Annotated in this window: 14 protein-coding genes, 2 tRNA genes and 3 pseudogenes; 9 read left to right on the forward strand and 10 right to left on the reverse strand. The window is 68.0% G+C overall.

Annotation, left to right across the window (positions count from 1 at the left end; translation table 11 throughout):
- Positions 1–10: 10 nt before the first annotated feature.
- From pstS to P0Y60_14815, 5 genes and pseudogenes are all read left to right on the forward strand, one after another.
- Positions 11–1119 (forward strand): annotated as a pseudogene (gene pstS / locus P0Y60_14795) (phosphate ABC transporter substrate-binding protein PstS).
- A gap of 90 nt (positions 1120–1209) precedes the next feature.
- A pseudogene (gene pstC, locus P0Y60_14800) lies at positions 1210–2161 on the forward strand (phosphate ABC transporter permease subunit PstC).
- 1 nt (position 2162) lies between these two features.
- A pseudogene (gene pstA / locus P0Y60_14805) lies at positions 2163–3266 on the forward strand (phosphate ABC transporter permease PstA).
- Between the two features lie 28 nt (positions 3267–3294).
- Positions 3295–4089: an ATP-binding cassette domain-containing protein gene (locus tag P0Y60_14810; protein WEK60563.1), complete on the forward strand. Its 795-nt coding sequence runs from the start codon at positions 3295–3297 to the stop codon at positions 4087–4089.
- A 625-nt stretch (positions 4090–4714) separates the two neighbouring features.
- Complete coding sequence (locus tag P0Y60_14815; GenBank protein ID WEK60564.1) at positions 4715–5176, forward strand: DUF559 domain-containing protein; 462 nt, start codon at positions 4715–4717, stop codon at positions 5174–5176.
- Positions 5177–5281: 105 nt separating this feature from the next.
- Here P0Y60_14815 and P0Y60_14820 read toward each other — a convergent pair whose 3' ends face one another.
- The 4 genes from P0Y60_14820 to sigK all read right to left on the reverse strand — a co-directional run bounded on the left by P0Y60_14820 (position 5282) and on the right by sigK (position 8395).
- On the reverse strand, positions 5282–6163 hold the full coding sequence (locus P0Y60_14820) for an aminodeoxychorismate lyase (GenBank protein WEK60565.1): 882 nt from the start codon (positions 6161–6163) through the stop codon (positions 5282–5284).
- 182 nt (positions 6164–6345) lie between these two features.
- Entirely contained in the window at positions 6346–6975 is a 630-nt protein-coding gene (locus P0Y60_14825) for a DNA-directed RNA polymerase subunit beta (protein WEK60566.1), read from the reverse strand.
- A gap of 29 nt (positions 6976–7004) precedes the next feature.
- Positions 7005–7799 carry an anti-sigma factor gene (locus P0Y60_14830; GenBank protein ID WEK60567.1) on the reverse strand — a complete coding sequence of 265 codons (795 nt, stop codon included), beginning with the start codon at positions 7797–7799 and terminating at the stop codon, positions 7005–7007.
- Positions 7796–8395 (reverse strand): ECF RNA polymerase sigma factor SigK, encoded by a 600-nt coding sequence (sigK, locus tag P0Y60_14835; GenBank protein WEK60568.1) that lies wholly within the window; start codon positions 8393–8395, stop codon positions 7796–7798. The genes P0Y60_14830 and sigK overlap by 4 nt, the downstream gene beginning before the upstream one ends.
- 172 nt (positions 8396–8567) lie before the next feature.
- Here sigK and P0Y60_14840 point away from each other — a divergent pair, with 172 nt between their 5' ends.
- The 3 genes from P0Y60_14840 (at position 8568) to P0Y60_14850 (ending at position 10139) form a co-directional block, all read left to right on the forward strand.
- On the forward strand, positions 8568–9227 hold the full coding sequence (locus tag P0Y60_14840; protein WEK60569.1) for a fasciclin domain-containing protein: 660 nt from the start codon (positions 8568–8570) through the stop codon (positions 9225–9227).
- Between the two features lie 157 nt (positions 9228–9384).
- Positions 9385–9457 (forward strand) — tRNA-Lys (locus P0Y60_14845).
- 136 nt (positions 9458–9593) lie between these two features.
- Positions 9594–10139, forward strand: coding sequence for a type 1 glutamine amidotransferase (locus tag P0Y60_14850; GenBank protein WEK62931.1), 546 nt, complete (start codon positions 9594–9596; stop codon positions 10137–10139).
- A 55-nt stretch (positions 10140–10194) separates the two neighbouring features.
- Here the strand turns inward: P0Y60_14850 and P0Y60_14855 are convergent, their stop codons facing one another.
- Positions 10195–10725, reverse strand: coding sequence for a CGNR zinc finger domain-containing protein (locus P0Y60_14855; protein WEK60570.1), 531 nt, complete (start codon positions 10723–10725; stop codon positions 10195–10197).
- Positions 10726–10750: 25 nt separating this feature from the next.
- Here P0Y60_14855 and P0Y60_14860 point away from each other — a divergent pair, with 25 nt between their 5' ends.
- Positions 10751–10984 (forward strand): hypothetical protein, encoded by a 234-nt coding sequence (locus tag P0Y60_14860; GenBank protein WEK60571.1) that lies wholly within the window; start codon positions 10751–10753, stop codon positions 10982–10984.
- A gap of 7 nt (positions 10985–10991) precedes the next feature.
- Here P0Y60_14860 and P0Y60_14865 read toward each other — a convergent pair whose 3' ends face one another.
- The 5 genes from P0Y60_14865 to P0Y60_14885 all read right to left on the reverse strand — a co-directional run bounded on the left by P0Y60_14865 (position 10992) and on the right by P0Y60_14885 (position 15032).
- Positions 10992–11534 (reverse strand): DUF1697 domain-containing protein, encoded by a 543-nt coding sequence (locus P0Y60_14865; protein ID WEK60572.1) that lies wholly within the window; start codon positions 11532–11534, stop codon positions 10992–10994.
- Positions 11531–12112: an isochorismatase family protein gene (locus P0Y60_14870; protein WEK60573.1), complete on the reverse strand. Its 582-nt coding sequence runs from the start codon at positions 12110–12112 to the stop codon at positions 11531–11533. The genes P0Y60_14865 and P0Y60_14870 overlap by 4 nt, the downstream gene beginning before the upstream one ends.
- Positions 12113–12178: 66 nt before the next feature.
- Positions 12179–12251 (reverse strand) — tRNA-Thr (locus P0Y60_14875).
- Positions 12252–12321: 70 nt separating this feature from the next.
- Positions 12322–13878, reverse strand: a complete 1557-nt coding sequence (locus P0Y60_14880; protein ID WEK60574.1) for an alpha/beta hydrolase — start codon at positions 13876–13878, stop codon at positions 12322–12324.
- Entirely contained in the window at positions 13875–15032 is a 1158-nt protein-coding gene (locus P0Y60_14885) for a DNA polymerase III subunit delta' (protein WEK60575.1), read from the reverse strand. The genes P0Y60_14880 and P0Y60_14885 overlap by 4 nt, the downstream gene beginning before the upstream one ends.
- Positions 15033–15035 lie beyond the last annotated feature (3 nt).

The raw sequence follows: 15035 nt of genomic DNA on the forward strand, positions 1-15035 counted from the left end.
CGGATCCACAGTGAAGATCTCCCGAATCGCTCGCATCGGCGCCATCGGCGCCGTCGCCGCCCTCGCACTCGCCGGCTGTGCCGCGAACGAAGGCGGCACCGGTTCCACCGACGCTCCCGCCTCGGACGTCCCCTCCATCAGCGGCTCGCTCGTCGGCGCCGGCGCTTCCTCGCAGCAGGTCGCGATCCAGGCCTGGACCGCCGAGTTCCAGAAGACCAACCCCGACGCCCAGGTCGAGTACGACCCCCAGGGCTCCGGCGGAGGCCGCGAGTCGTTCCAGCAGGGCGCTGTGAACTTCGCCGGCTCCGACCGCGCGTTCAAGACCGACGAGATCGCCGCCGGTGGCTTCGGCGCCTGCGTCGACGGCTCCGACATCGTCGAGATCCCGGCCTACATCTCCCCCATCGCCATCGTCTTCTCGCTGGACGGCGTGGACGAGCTGAACCTCGACGCCGAGACCATCGCGTCGATCTTCGCCGGCAAGATCACCAACTGGAACGACCCGGCGATCGCCGCCGACAACCCCGATGCCACGCTGCCCGACCTGGCCATCACGCCCGTGCACCGCTCCGACAAGTCGGGCACCACCGGCAACTTCACCGACTACCTCGCACAGACCGCAGGCGACGTCTGGACCGCAGGCAGCGTCGAGGAGTGGCCCGCAGACCTCGCCGGCGAGTCCGCCGAGAAGACCTCGGGTGTCGCCAACGCCGTCAAGGGCGGCCAGGGCCTCATCGGCTACATCGACTCCTCGCAGGCAGCCGACTTCTCGGCCGTCAACGTCAAGGTCGGCGACGAACTTCGTGCCGCACTCGGCCGAGGGCGCCGCTGCGACGCTCGACGCCTCGCCGATCGAAGAGGGCCGCACCGCCGGTGACCTCGCCTTCGCGATCGACCGCACCACCGACCGCTGACGGCGCCTACCCGGTGCTCCTCGTCAGCTACCTCATCGGCTGCGCCGAGTACGAGGACGAGAACGTCGCCGCTCTGACGAAGGCGTTCTTCACCACCGCGATCAGCGCCGAGGGCCAGGACGCAGCCGCGACCAACGCCGGCAGCGCCCCGATCTCGGACGACCTGCGCACGCAGGCGCAGGCCGCGATCGACCTCATCAAGTGATCCAGTGACGGTGTCCGGGATGCTGCGGCATCCCGGACACCGTCTGCTCGCGTCAGACACCCGATCTCCACTGAGCAGGAAGCAGCATCCATGACAGCCACGACAGCGCCGGCGTCACAGCGCATCGTCGCGAAGAAGCGCGCCGGCGACATCTGGTTCTCCGGCACGGCCGTCGCCGCCGGATCCATGATCATGATCACGCTGGCCGCGGTCGCGATCTTCCTCATCGTCCAGTCCATCCCGGCGTTCGCCGCGACGGCCGAAGACGCATCGCTCCTCAAGACGAACTTCTGGGACTACGTCGGTCCGCTGCTGTTCGGCACGGTCTGGGCCGCGTTCCTCGCTCTCCTCCTCGCCGTGCCGCTGTCGCTCGGCGTCGCCCTCTTCATCACCCACTACGCCCCGCGCCGCTCGCGCAGGGCCTCGGCTACGTCGTCGACCTGCTCGCCGCCGTCCCCTCGGTCGTCTTCGGCCTCTGGGGCATCCTGGTCCTCGCCCCGGCCGTCCAGCCGATCTACGCCTGGCTGAACGCCAACGCCGGCTGGATCCCGTTCTTCGGCGGAGTCGTCTCCCCGACCGGCCGCACGATCCTCACCGCCGCCATGGTGCTCGCCGTCATGGTCGTCCCGATCATCACGGCCATCTGCCGCGAGATCTTCCTGCAGACCCCCGTCCTCCACGAGGAGGCCGCGCTCGCACTCGGCGCCACGCGCTGGGAGATGGTCCGGATGGCCGTGCTGCCCTTCGGCCGCTCCGGCATCGTCTCCGCCTCGATGCTCGGCCTCGGCCGCGCGCTCGGCGAGACCATGGCCGTCGCCATGGTGCTCTCGGTCAGCAAGGCCGTCACCTTCGAACTGCTCACCTCGCACGAACCCGCTCGACGATCGCGGCCAACATCGCGCTGACCTTCCCCGAGGCGTACCAGATCAACATCAACATCCTCATCGCGACCGGTCTGATCCTGTTCGTCGTGACGTTCGCGGTGAACGCTCTCGCACGCTGGTTCGTGAACCGCCGCAAGGAATTCTCGGGAGCGAACTGACATGACCGTGACCGCCCCGAATCGGCCCGCTCGCAGGCCCCTCACGTCGACGGCCTCGCTCAACTCCGGCCACCTTCCCCGCTGGGCCCCCTGGGCTCTGCTCGGCTCTCCCTGCTCGTCGGCTTCACGCCCTTCGGCGATCCAGGCCGTGGCCTCGGGCGCGGCGATTCAACATCGCCGGCTCCGTGATCCTCGGCGCCGTCTCTACCTGGTCCTGATCTACGTGATCTCGCGGATCGTCGAGGGATCGCGCAAGGCGGTCGACCGACTCGTGACCGGCGCTCGTGACCTCGGCCTTCGCCATCGCGATGGTCCCGCTGATCTCGGTCGCGGTGACCGTGGTCAGCACCGGTCTCGCACGCTTCGACGCGCTGTTCTTCTCCTCGTCGATGCGCGGAGTGCTCGGCGAGGGCGGCGGTGCGCTGCACGCCGTCATCGGAACGCTGCTGGTCACCGCTCGCCGCCGCGATCATCTCGATCCCGATCGGGTCTGATGACCGCGGTCTACCTGGTCGAGTACGGCCAGGACGGCCGGATGGCTCGCACCATCACCTTCCTCGTGGACGTGATGACGGGCATCCCCTCGATCGTCGCCGGTCTCTTCGCCTACGCCTGTTCGCGCTGATCTTCGGACCCGGCGTCCGCATGGGTATCGCGGGTCCGTCGCTCTGGCCGTGCTCATGATCCCCGTGGTCGTGCGCTCGAGCGAGGAGATGCTGCGCCTCGTGCCCAACGAGCTGCGCGAGGCGTCGTACGCGCTCGGCGTGCCGAAGTGGCTCACGATCGTCAAGGTCGTGCTACCCACCTCGATCGCCGGAATCACGACAGGCATCATGCTCGCGATCTCCCGCGTCATCGGCGAGACCGCTCCGCTGCTGCTGACCGCCGGGTTCACCGACGCGCATGAACTACAACCTGTTCAGCGGCCGCATGCAGACCCTCCCGGTGTTCACCTACTCCCAGTACGCCTACCAGGGCATCCCTGCCGAGGCATACGTCGAACGGGCCTGGGCAGCCGCCCTGACCCTCATCATCATCGTCATGGTGCTCAACCTGATCGCGCGCCTCGTCGCGCAAGATCTTCGCACCCAAGACCGGCCGCTGAGCCTCGACCCGACAAGCAAGGAAACGCAGTGTCCAAGAGCATTGAAGTCAACGACCTGAACGTCTACTACAGCGACTTCCTCGCGGTCGAGGGCGTCTCCCTCGACATCGAGCCCCGCAGCGTCACCGCCTTCATCGGCCCGTCCGGATGCGGCAAGTCGACGTTCCTGCGCACGCTGAACCGCATGCACGAGGTCATCCCCGGCGCCCGCGTCGAGGGCGAGGTGCTGCTCGACGGAGACGACCTCTACGGTGCCGGCCGTCGACCCGGTGACCGTGCGTCGCCAGGTGGGCATGGTGTTCCAGCGCCCGAACCCGTTCCCCACGATGTCGATCCGCGAGAACGTGCTCGCCGGCGTGAAGCTCAACAACAAGCGCATCTCGAAGTCCGACGCCGACGCCTGGTCGAGAAGTCGCTCCAGGGCGCGAACCTCTGGAACGAGGTCAAGGACCGTCTCGAGAAGCCCGGCTCCGGCCTCTCCGGCGGCCAGCAGCAGCGCCTCTGCATCGCGCGCGCCATCGCCGTCTCCCCCGACGTGCTGCTGATGGACGAGCCGTGCTCCGCCCTCGACCCGATCTCGACCTACGCGATCGAGGAGCTGATCGGCGAGCTCAAGACCGAGTACACGATCGTCATCGTCACGCACAACATGCAGCAGGCGCAGCCGCGTCTCCGACAAGACCGCGTTCTTCAACATCGCCGGCACCGGCAAGCCGGGCAAGCTCATCGAGTACGACGACACCACGTCGATCTTCACCACCCCGTCCGTGCAGGCGACCGAGGACTACGTCTCCGGCCGCTTCGGATGATCACGGGTTCGTGACACGGGGCTCGGGTGCTACGGCATCCGGGCCCCTTTCCTGTGTGCGGCGTGCGGCGCCGTCAAAACGGTGAGCACACGCCGACCGCGCGGCGCGGCGCGTACCGACACGCTGCGCGAACCGCCGATGCTCAGGGTTTTGATGTGATGCGACTCGTCCTGCACTGGAAGCGGATGCCGCGAGCTGTCCACCTCCGCCGGTTATCCGGGCGTCCGCGTTCTCGCGCAGCGCCAAGCTCTTCTCATGTCATTCGTCCGCGCCGAGACCGCCCTGCGGAGGATCGGGCGCATGGCTCGCACCTCGGAGCTCCGCAGACGAGGCGTCAGCACGGGCGAGTTGTCGCGGGCGGTTCGCACTGGCGAGGTTCTGAGGCCCCGGCAGGGCGTGTACGCCCTGCCGGACGCTCCTCCACAGATGCTGCACGCCGCCGCGCGCGGCGGAACGGTCGCCTGCGCGGATGCTGCGGCGTCATGGGGTCTGTGGGTTCTCGAGCATCCGGCACTCCATCACATCTGGATGGGGGCGTCGGGAACACCGCGATCGTCTTGCCCCGACTGCGTCGTTCACTGGGATACCGGTCGAGTACTCGTCGGTGAACCCGCGCCTGTTGCCAACGCCCTCCTCCAGATGGCCATGTGCTGCGGTGAGGATGCGTTCTTCGCGACCCTGGAGTCAGCACTACGCCGCTCTCTCCTCTCCCCCGCCGGCGCTCGGTGGCTGCAACGACACCTTCCTGCAGAGCTCCGCTGGCTCGTGGCGTTCGCGCGCGCGGATGCCGACAGCGGCCTGGAGTCGTTGATCCGTCTCCGGCTCCACCGCATCGGCATCGCCGTCCGCTCGCAGGTGCACGTCGACGGGGTCGGCGAGGTGGATCTTGTGATCGGCGCGCGCCTGATCATCGAGGCCGACGGACGCGCGAACCACGAGCGCGAACGGGAGCGCCAGAAGGATCTACGACGAGATGCGATCGCCGCGTCTGCGGGATACACGACCTTGCGCTTCTCCTACGCACTCATCGTCGATGAGTGGCCCCTCGTGCAGAACGCGATCGTGAGCATGATGACCCGCGGTGCACACTTGCGGGGCTGAGCCACAGATCACAAAACAGAGATCATCTGCGTTGCGCCCGGGGTGTCGTACCCAGGCTCGCCGGCCAGACGCCAAAACCTCTCCGGTTCGCCAACCCCGAGCACGCTAGTCGCGGGGAGAGAGGAGGTAGTCGTTCAGCTCGGCCGTCAGCGCGTGGTCGACGGGAAGCTCCGCGCCGTCCACCGCGGTGATCGCCGCGGCGAGACGCACGCTCGACACCAGCCAGGCGGCATCCGCCCGCGGGAGATCGGATGCCGGGATGCGGTCGTACCCGACCTCGAAGCGCGCCGCCAGGTGCTCGTACACGCTCAGCTGCGTGGTGCCGTGCAGGATCCCGCCGTTCGGGGCCGGCGTGACGAACCGGTCGCCGAACCTCAGAATCAACGAGGCCGTCGGCGCCTCCAGCACGAAGCCGTCGCTCGACAGGAAGATCGCGTCGTCGGCATCCCGGCGGTGCGCCTCGCGCAGCGCCGCCATGTTCACGGCGTATGAGAGGGTCTTCGCCCCCAGCAGCAGCCACGGCGCGCGTTCAGAGGCTCCCAGGTCGTAGCCGCGGTCGAGGGTGACCACGCGGATGCCGTTCGCCCGCACCTCGCGGAAGTCCGCCGCCGGAGACGCCGTCACCCAGGCGGTCGGGGTGGGCCCGTGCTCGACGCCGCGGCTCAGGATCAGCTTGATCACCGCCTCACCGTCGCCGCACTGCGCCGCGGCCTGATCGATCGCCTGATGCCACTGGTCGGCGTTCGGCACCGGCAGGTCGCACAGCCTCGCCGAATGCGCGAGCCGATCCAGGTGCGGAACGACCTCCTGGGCGTGCCCGTCGACCACGCCGATCGACTCGAACACGCCGTCTCCGCGCTGTGTGCTCAGCTCGCCCACGCTCAGTGCGGGGGCGGCGGCATCCACCGTCGTGAAGGTGTCGCGGTAGTCGGGGCGGAGCTCATCCGCGGCGACGGGATCGATGATCAGTGCGAAGCGCCGGTTCATGTTCTGAGCCTAGAGGTCGGGAATAGCCATTGCTCGTGCGCGTTACACTGGAGAGGCCGGGCCGCATAACCCCGGGCTCCATTTTTTGCCGCTGTGAGCGGCCTTCCGCCGTGAGGCGTTTTTGCGGCCCGGTCTTTTCATGCCCGGTCTCCGCAAACCCCGGTCATCCGGCGAGAGCGGACTCAGGTCAGCGTTCCGCCGCGCCAGAGATGGGATGCGGCCGAGAGGTCGCGCGCATAACTGCTCAGGCGGAACGCGCGCGTCGTGAGATCGCTCGCCCTCTCGGGCTCCGTGCCCTCGTAGTCGTCCGCGAGATGCGTCGCCCCCGACGCCTGCACACGGCAGAACGCCGCCGCGCGCTCCAACGCCACCGCGAAGTCTCCGCGGAACGCCCCACGGAGGATGGTATCGATGAGCGCGACGAGCTCGTCCGGATCGGCCGGGACGGGCGCCCCGGCGATCGCGGCATCCGCAGAGGCGAGTTCGACGCGCCCGCGCTCGTAGAGCAGGGCGGCCGTCTGCGGATCGGAATGGATGGCGAGCTGGATCAGATACAACCGCCACAGTGCGCCGGGGAGGGAATGCGGCGTGGCCTTCGACCAGAGTTCCGCGATCTCGTCGATACCGTGCTCTGCGGTGAAAGCCACCAGACGGTCAGCGCTCACCCCAGTCTCGTCCTCGCGAACGCGCGTGAGGAGGGCGGATGCCGTCGCATGCGCGATGCGCGTCTCTTCGGCGGGGTCGTGGGAGCCCACGAGGTTGTCGAAGGTGCTGGAGGGACGACGCACAGGGCGGTGATGCTGCTCGGGCATCGAACCAGGCTACCCGCCATCCACTCCGGTCAGGCCGTGGGGATGACGATGAACGGATCGGTCGTCGGCGCTCCGGACGGCGAGCCGCCCTCCTGCTCGACCGTCACCGCGATGACGTCACCCGCGTGCATATCGCCCGCGAGGACAGCGGTGGCGTCGCCGCCGTCGGTGTCGAAGACACCCGCCGAGATCGGAGTCTCGCCGCGCACGAACCACAGTTCGTACGTCTCGCCCTGAGCAGGCGACGCGATCCCGTCGGTGACCAACACCGCAGCTCCGACCGATGCCGACCAGTGGGCCGTCGCCGTTCCGCCGTCGTCGAGCGTGACCGAAGCCTGCTCGGCATCGCCGGCGGCTTGGATCTGCTCGAGAGCGACCACGGATGCGGGTCGGTTCAGGTAGTTGTTGACCGCGACGGCACCGATTCCCACGCCCACGACGAGTGCGAGGCACGCGGCGAGAGCGAAGAGCGACCGCGTCCAGCGACGCGCCTTCGGGCGGGTGGGGGCTGCGGCATCCGAGGATCCCACCGCGATGGCGTCGGCATCCACCGGTGTCGCATCGACGACTCGCTCGTCGGATTCGTCGGCACGGAACTGCGGAGTGATGGCGATCTGTGCGAGCAGCGCGGCTCGGATGTGCGGGGAGGGAAGGGCGGGTGCTGCGGTCATGGCAAGTACTCCCGCCGTCTCCACGTCGTCATCGACGAGGTCAGCCCATTCGGGGTGCGCGGCGAGCGCACTGCGGAAGCGACGCTCGTCGAGCGGCGGCAGTGCGTTCAGGGCGGCAGCCGCCGCGAGTTCTGCGAATTCGTTCTCGTTCATGCCGTCACCCCCATAGCCGATCTGAGACGAGTGAGCCCGTCTCTCATCCTTGTCTTGATAGTTCCCAACGGTGCTCCCACGAGTACCGAGATTTCGTTCTGACTGTAACCGCCGTAGTACGCGAGGACGAGTGCTTCCCGCTGTACCTCAGGGAGTCCCGAGAGTGCGTCGACGACCTTCTCGCCGTCGATGCCGAGCTCCACCTGTTCGGCGACGCTGTCGTGCGCCACACCGATGTCCCTCAGCCCCGCCTTCACATCGCGGTCCGCGCTGGACTGGGATGCACGCACCCGATCCACGGCCCGACGATGTGCGATTGTCATCACCCATGTTCGTCCCTGACCTCTGTTCGGAGCGAAGCGCGAAGCGGATTGCCAGATCTCGAGAAAAACTTCCTGCAGGACTTCTTCGCTCTGCGAGCGGTTCACGAGCACGCGCAGAATGAGCCCGAACGCGCGCGAGGAGAGCGTGTCGTACAGCTCAGCGAAAGCGATCTGATCGCCCGCGGCCACGCGCACGAGCAGCTCGGCGACCGCGTCGCCCGCCGTCCCGTCCTCGGGCACGTCCATTCCGTCGATGACCATCCCTCTAAGCATGCCGTATGCTCGCGACTTTCTCGCGCAAGGAGAGCCGTGCAATCACGGATCAGGGCCTGGAATTTCGGAGCATCCAAAGTTTTTCGACATTTCTCCCATCCGATCCCCTCGGGGCTCCGAACAGCCGTCAACGCCACGGAAATTCCGAGGCCAAAATCTCCGGAGGTTCGAGATGTTCAGCACCAAGAAGAAGGTCACCGCAGCCCTCACCCTCACGCTGGCGAGCGCGTTCCTGCTCTCCGCATGTTCGATGGGTACCGCGTCTGACGGCGATTCCGCCGAGCCGTCCAAGGCTCCCGAGACGACCGAGTCCACCCCTGACACGATGGATCCGGCCGCCAACCTCGTCGGCTCCGGCTGCGCCGCCTACGCCGAGGCTGTTCCGGACGGAGCAGGTTCCGTCGCCGGAATGGCTCAGGACCCGGTGGCCGTCGCCGCCAGCAACAACCCGCTCCTGACCACGCTCGTCGCGGCCGTCAGCGGAAAGCTCAACCCCGATGTCGACCTGGTCGACACGCTGAACGGCAGCGAGTTCACGGTGTTCGCACCGGTCGATGACGCCTTCGCGAAGATCGACCCCGCGACCATCGACGCTCTCAAGACCGACAGCGCGACGCTCAGCTCGATCCTGACGTACCACGTCGTCCCCGGCCAGATCGCTCCGGATGACATCGATGGCACGCACACCACGGTTCAGGGCGCCGACCTCACCGTCACCGGCAGCGGCGACAACATCAAGGTCAACGACGCGAACGTCATCTGCGGTGGCGTCCAGACCGCCAACGCGACCGTGTACCTGATCGACTCGGTGCTGATGCCCCCGGCTCAGTAAGTCGATCTCGCCGGGAGTCTCTCCCGGCAACGCTTGCCGGGAGGGACTCCGGCACCTCAACCTTCTCGCAGGCGGGGAGGCCAGCGAGAGGACCAGCAGGGGCGTCGGTGTTGCTGTACACCGACGCCCCTTCTGTGCGCCCTAGACTGGATGACGCGGGCCTCTAGCTCAGTTGGCAGAGCATCGGACTTTTAATCCGCGGGTCGTGGGTTCGAGCCCCACGGGGCCCACCGCATGTCGTGCACCGCCTGCACGTCCTATCACCTCCCCTCCGCACCACCAACCCCCTTCCTGTCGCGCCCGGGTTGCGAGACGGTCGAGGTGTCGTCGCGATCGCGGCGACGCACTCCCATGGAAGGACGCATGATGACGACCCTCAACAGCCGAGTGGCATTCCTCGCGACAGACGGATTCGAAGACAGCGAGCTCACCAGCCCCTGGGATGCCGTGACCGCCGTCGGCGCCAGCGCCACGCTCATCGCTCCGGACGGCACGGAGATCACCGGCAAGAACGGCCACGTGCAGCACGTCGACCTGCGAGCCGCGGAGGCGAGCGCCGAAGACTTCGAGGCACTGGTGCTTCCGGGCGGCGTGGTCAACGCGGATCATCTGCGCATGGATCAGCCGTCGATCGATCTGGCCCGCGCGTTCTTCGATCAGCACAAGCCCGTCGGTGTCATCTGCCACGGAGCGTGGATTCTCATCGAAGCGGGTGTCGTCGACGAGCGGACGCTCACGAGCTACCCGAGCCTGCAGACGGACCTCCGCAATGCCGGGGCGATCTGGGTCGATGAAGAGGTCGTCGTCGATCAGGGCCTCGTCTCCAGCCGCACGCCAGACGACCTTCCCGCGTTCAACGCCAAGCTCGTCGAGGAGATCGGCGAAGGCGAGCACGCCGGTCAGACCAGCTGAGGCCGCCGGCGCTCTGCGAGCCGTTCAGGCAGCAGAACCCCCACCGATCGCCTGGTCATACGATCGGCCGCGGGTCCCGCGCGCGATGCCGGCGGACGGCCGCGCGATTGGCGCAGCGCACGGAGCAGAAGCGCTGACGGCCGTTGCGGGTCACATCGGCGACGACGTTCGTGCACGGTGAGGCCTCGCACCTCGCGAGCCGACTCATCCCGCGGGTCACCAGATGCAGCGAGGTGCCGAGGTGGATGATCGCGCGTAGCACGAAGGGCAGCGAGGGCACATCGTCGCGGTAGTGCAGGTGCCATCCCTCGCCATCATGGTTGGTCAGCCGCGGATACGCCGCCGCTTTCGCCAGTTGCGCGTTCAGCAGTGCCGCGCGCGCATCGTGGTCGGGCTCATCGACGATCGCCAGCCACTCGTCGATGACGGCACGGATCCGCGCATGATCGTCGGGAGCCGGCGGAAAGGTCATGGTCATGCCCATGTCGAGCGTGCGCCGCTCGATTCCCGCGCGATCCTCGGGCCAGTCGTTCGCCAGGGAAGCAGCCAGAAGGACCGCGTACTCACCGTAAGGGTTGAGATGCATAAGGGCATTACATCACGCTGGATGCATGACCTCGTTGCACACCCTCCCGATCCCCCGCATCCCGATCCCCCGCATCCCGATCCCTGCACCGGCACACGAACACGCCTGGCAGGTCGAGTCACGACACCGGACGAGCGAGGGAACCCTGCTCTACGTGCGCTGCGCCGGCTGCGGCATCCGCCGCCTGGATCTGCAGGGACACCCGCAGACACCGCCTGCCGCCCTCAGCAGCGAGATCGGCGACGCGCTGCTCTCCTGAGCCGCCGTCAGGAGGCGGGAGCGGTGAGTTCGGCGAGTTTCCGCACGGTTCGCAGGTTACGGGCGGTGCCCGCGACCCCGAGAGCCTTGTCGAGCACGGCCTTCGTGAGCTTCGTGGAGTGCACGCCGCCCTCGCGGTAGTTGATCCAGAGGTCCTGGCCGATGAGCGCGATCTCCTCCCCCGGCGCCAGTCTCTCCCGGAGCGCCTCGAGGGCGCCCGCACGCGGCTTCCCCTCGAGGAACATGGCGTGCAGCAGCTTCTCCACGGGGTCGACGAAGGGATGCGCGTCCACGGCCTCGACGAGCGCCTGATGTGTGCGCAGGATCACCGGGGTGTCCACACCGAACTCCGCGTGGATGAGGGCACGCACCTGAGCGCACGCCGCCGCAGGGTCTGCCGGATGATCACACACGATGTTGCCGCTGGCGATGTACGTCGACACGTTCCCCAGGATCCCCGCACCCTCGATCGCCGCGCGGAGCTCGGCCATCGGCACACGGTTGCGTCCGCTCACGTTCACCGCGCGCAGGAGCAGGACGCTGCGGCTCACGCCCGGGCGCTCTCGACGAGCTCGGCCCCGGCGTGGGCGAGCTCGGCCAGCGCGGCCTCGCTCGAGTCGGCGCCGACACCGGCGATCAGATCGGTGATGATCCGCACGCGCACGCCATGCGCGACGGCATCGAGTGCGGTCGCGCGCACGCAGTGGTCGGTGGCGATGCCGACGACATCGACATCCAACACGCCCGCGCTCGTGAGCACCGCGCCGACGGTGTCCTGCGCCACGGTGATGCCCTCGAACATCGAGTAGGCCGGCTTGCCCTGCCCTTTGCGCACGTGATGAGTCACGGCATCCGTCACGAGAAGGGGATCGTAGGCGGCCCCCGTCGTCTCGGCGACGCAGTGCACCGGCCAGGTGTCGACGAAGTCCGGCGCATCGGCGAAATGCCCGCCGTTGTCGCTGTCGTCGTCGTGCCAGTCGCGCGACGCGATGATCAGCGCGTAATCCGCCGCATGCGCTGCCAGGAAGCCGGTGATCGCCGAGGCGACCGCGTCGCCGCCCTCGACCGCGAGAGCCCCGCCTTCCGTGAAGTCGTTCTGGACGTCGACGATGAGAAGGGCTCGGCTCATGACTCGAGCGTACGCCCCGGACACGGGAAAGGCCCCGTGATGTTCTTCACATCACGGGGCCTTCGGAGCCGCCTGTCAGAATCGAACTGACGACCTTCTCATTACGAGTGAGATGCTCTGCCGACTGAGCTAAGGCGGCGTGTGTCGGACGAACCGGCACGATCACCGATATTACCCTGTCTCGCGCTCCCTCGCGAATCGAGGCGGGATCACTCGCAGCGCAGCCCGTCTTCGGGCACGACGTCGTCGATCAGGAACGCCTCGACGGCGTCATCCACGCACATGTTGCCCTTGTTGTAGCCGGTGTGCCCCTCGCCGACGCGCGTGATGAGCACGCCCTCCTGAAGCTGATCCGCGAGCGATTCGGACCACTCGTACGGCGTCGCCGGGTCGTTGGTCGTGCCGACCACCACGATCGGCCCCGCGCCCTCGGCCGTGATCTCGCCGCGGGTACCGGTGGGCGGGTAGGGCCAGACCGAGCAGGAGTCGGGACCATCCCAGTACGGAGCGATCGTCGGCGCTCCCTCGGCGATCTTCGCCCTGATCGCGGCTTCGGCTGCCGGGTCGTCCTCGACGGGGTAGTCCATGCAGTTGTACGCCCGGAACGCCTCGGTGGAGTTGTCGGTGTAGACGCCGTCCTCACGGGTGTTGTAGAAGTCGGCGAGCAGGAACATCGTCGTCGGGTCGCCCTGGAGCGCACCCTGCAGCCCCTGGGAGAGAGCACCCCAGCTGTCTTGCGAGTACAACGCCGCGATGATGCCGGTCATCATCGAATCGGCACCGAGGAGCCGGCCGTCGCCGTTCTTCAACGGCGTGCGATCGGCGCTCGCGAGCAGCGCCCCCAGATCGGTCATCGCCTGGTCCACCGTGCCGTTGAACGGGCAGCTGCCGGAGTCGAGACAGTCCTGCATGTACGCGCGCAGCGCTGATTCGAATCCCAACGCCTGGGTCGCGCCGACCTCGAGCCCCGGGACGGCGGGATCGATCGCGCCGTCGAGCACGAGCCGCCCGGCCTTCGCCGGGTACAGCTTCGCGTAGGTCGCGCCGAGGAAGGTGCCGTATGAATAGCCCAGGTAGTTCAACTGCGTGTCGCCCAGCACCGCGCGGATCAGATCCATGTCGCGCGCGGCGTTGATCGTCGTGATGTACGGCAGGATGCCGCCGCTGTTCGCATCGCATGCCTCGGCGAACGCCTTGTGTGAATCGAGCAGCTCGGCCTCCCACTCGGCCGTGCCGCGCGGGGCACTCGGGATGCCGTAGAGGTAGTCGTCCATCTCCGCGTCGTCGTAACAGGTCACCGCTGTCGAGGAGCCGACTCCACGGGGGTCGAAGCCGATCACGTCGTAGTTCTCGATGAGGGCGGCGCCGACGGCGAAGTCGAGGTTGTTGAGGATGAGGTCGGCGCCGCTCGCGCCGGGGCCGCCGGGGTTGGTCAGCAGCGAGCCGATCGCGGTGCCTTCGGCTTGATGTCGCACCACGGACAGCGTGATGTCGGCGTCGCCCGGGTTCTCCCAGTCGAGCGGTGCCGTGACCTCGGTGCAGTCGAAGCCGATGCCGCACTCGCTCCAGGTGAGCGTCTGCGAGTAGAAGGGCAGCAGATCCGCTGCGACGCCCTCGGTGTCGGGGGCGTTGGTCACTGACGGCTTGGGTGCCGCCTGCTCCGGGATCATCGCGTAGAGACAGCCCGACAGGGCGACGGATGCCGCGGCGAGCCCGGCGATGACCGCGGCGGCGCGGCGGAAGCGGGAAGTCGGTCGGTTGTTCACGGTGTCCTCCCGCTCGTGATCGTCACGAGCAAGCTCTCGAGGGCGAGCAGCGGTGCGACGTTGCGCTCCAGCGACTGTCGCGTGTCGGCAAGGTGGTCAAGTACGACAAGAGTACGGGCCTCGGGCCAGGCCGAAGCGAGGGCGCTCAGCTCGGGGCGCAGTTCGGTGTTGATGAGGGCGTCGTCCCGCCCGAACTGCAGCATGATGACGTCGCGGAAGAGCGATTGGAGATCGGTCAGCACGCGGTCGATGCCATCGCGGAGGCTGCGCGTCGCGCGCTTCTTCTGGTCGTCTTCCAGCGCCGACAGCTGGGAGCGCAGCGCCGGGGGCACCGCCTGCCCTTCGCCGACTCCGACCATGCGCAGGAGCGAGGCACGCTCCGTGGCGTCACGCTCCGCTGTGAGCGCCTTCGCGTCTTCGGTCGCCGCTTGGATGATCCGGCCCGCGACCTCCACCGAGTCGCCGACTCCCCGCACGCCGAGCACCGACCGCAGTGTCTCGTCGCGACGACGTCTCGCACCCTCGTCGGTGGCGAGCCGCTGCGCCATGCCGATGTGCCGCTGCGCGTGCCGCGCGGCCTGTTCCGCCACCGCCTCATCGACACCCGTGCGCAGGCTGATGAGACGGGCGACATCGGCGACGTCCGGCTCACGCAGGCGCAACGACCTGACGCGCGAGCGGATCGTGGGCAGGAGGTCGGCCTCGCTCGGGGCGCAGAGGATCCACACCGTGCGCTCCGGCGGCTCTTCGAGAGCCTTGAGCAGCACGTTGGAGGTGCGCTCGACCATGCGGTCGGCATCTTCCACCACGATCACGCGGTAGCGCCCGGCCGACGGGGCGAAGTATGAGCGCTCGACGAGTGCGCGCGCCTCGGCGATCGTGATGATGACCTTGTCGGTGCGAAGCGCGGTGAGGTCGGGATGCGTGCCCGCCAGCACCTGTCGCATGGCAGCCTCGTCGTCGGGGCGGTCGGCGATCAGTGCGGCGGCGAAGGCATAGGCGAGCGTCGATCTGCCGGAGCCGGGAGGGCCCGTGATCAGCCACGCATGCGAGAGTGCGGCAGGGTCGGACGCTGCTCCGCGCAACGTCTCGACCGCGGCGTCCTGCCCCCAGACGTCAGCCCACGGAAAAGGGGCAGTGCTGGTCTGGGGCATGCT

Origin of the sequence: Candidatus Microbacterium colombiense (assembly GCA_029203165.1) — a bacterium.
GTDB lineage: Bacteria > Actinomycetota > Actinomycetes > Actinomycetales > Microbacteriaceae > Microbacterium > Microbacterium colombiense.

Excerpts from the sequence above, each read along its gene's own strand:
- sigK (WEK60568.1), bottom strand. The coding sequence starts at position 8,395 with ATGCTTAGAGGGATGGTCATCGACGGAATGGACGTGCCCGAGGACGGG.
- P0Y60_14885 (WEK60575.1), bottom strand. The coding sequence starts at position 15,032 with ATGCCCCAGACCAGCACTGCCCCTTTTCCGTGGGCTGACGTCTGGGGG.
- P0Y60_14860 (WEK60571.1), top strand. The coding sequence starts at position 10,751 with ATGACCTCGTTGCACACCCTCCCGATCCCCCGCATCCCGATCCCCCGC.
- P0Y60_14825 (WEK60566.1), bottom strand. The coding sequence starts at position 6,975 with ATGCCCGAGCAGCATCACCGCCCTGTGCGTCGTCCCTCCAGCACCTTC.
- P0Y60_14815 (WEK60564.1), top strand. The coding sequence starts at position 4,715 with ATGGCCATGTGCTGCGGTGAGGATGCGTTCTTCGCGACCCTGGAGTCA.
- P0Y60_14870 (WEK60573.1), bottom strand. The coding sequence starts at position 12,112 with ATGAGCCGAGCCCTTCTCATCGTCGACGTCCAGAACGACTTCACGGAA.
- P0Y60_14850 (WEK62931.1), top strand. The coding sequence starts at position 9,594 with ATGACGACCCTCAACAGCCGAGTGGCATTCCTCGCGACAGACGGATTC.
- P0Y60_14855 (WEK60570.1), bottom strand. The coding sequence starts at position 10,725 with ATGCATCTCAACCCTTACGGTGAGTACGCGGTCCTTCTGGCTGCTTCC.
- P0Y60_14840 (WEK60569.1), top strand. The coding sequence starts at position 8,568 with ATGTTCAGCACCAAGAAGAAGGTCACCGCAGCCCTCACCCTCACGCTG.
- P0Y60_14820 (WEK60565.1), bottom strand. The coding sequence starts at position 6,163 with ATGAACCGGCGCTTCGCACTGATCATCGATCCCGTCGCCGCGGATGAG.
- P0Y60_14830 (WEK60567.1), bottom strand. The coding sequence starts at position 7,799 with ATGAACGAGAACGAATTCGCAGAACTCGCGGCGGCTGCCGCCCTGAAC.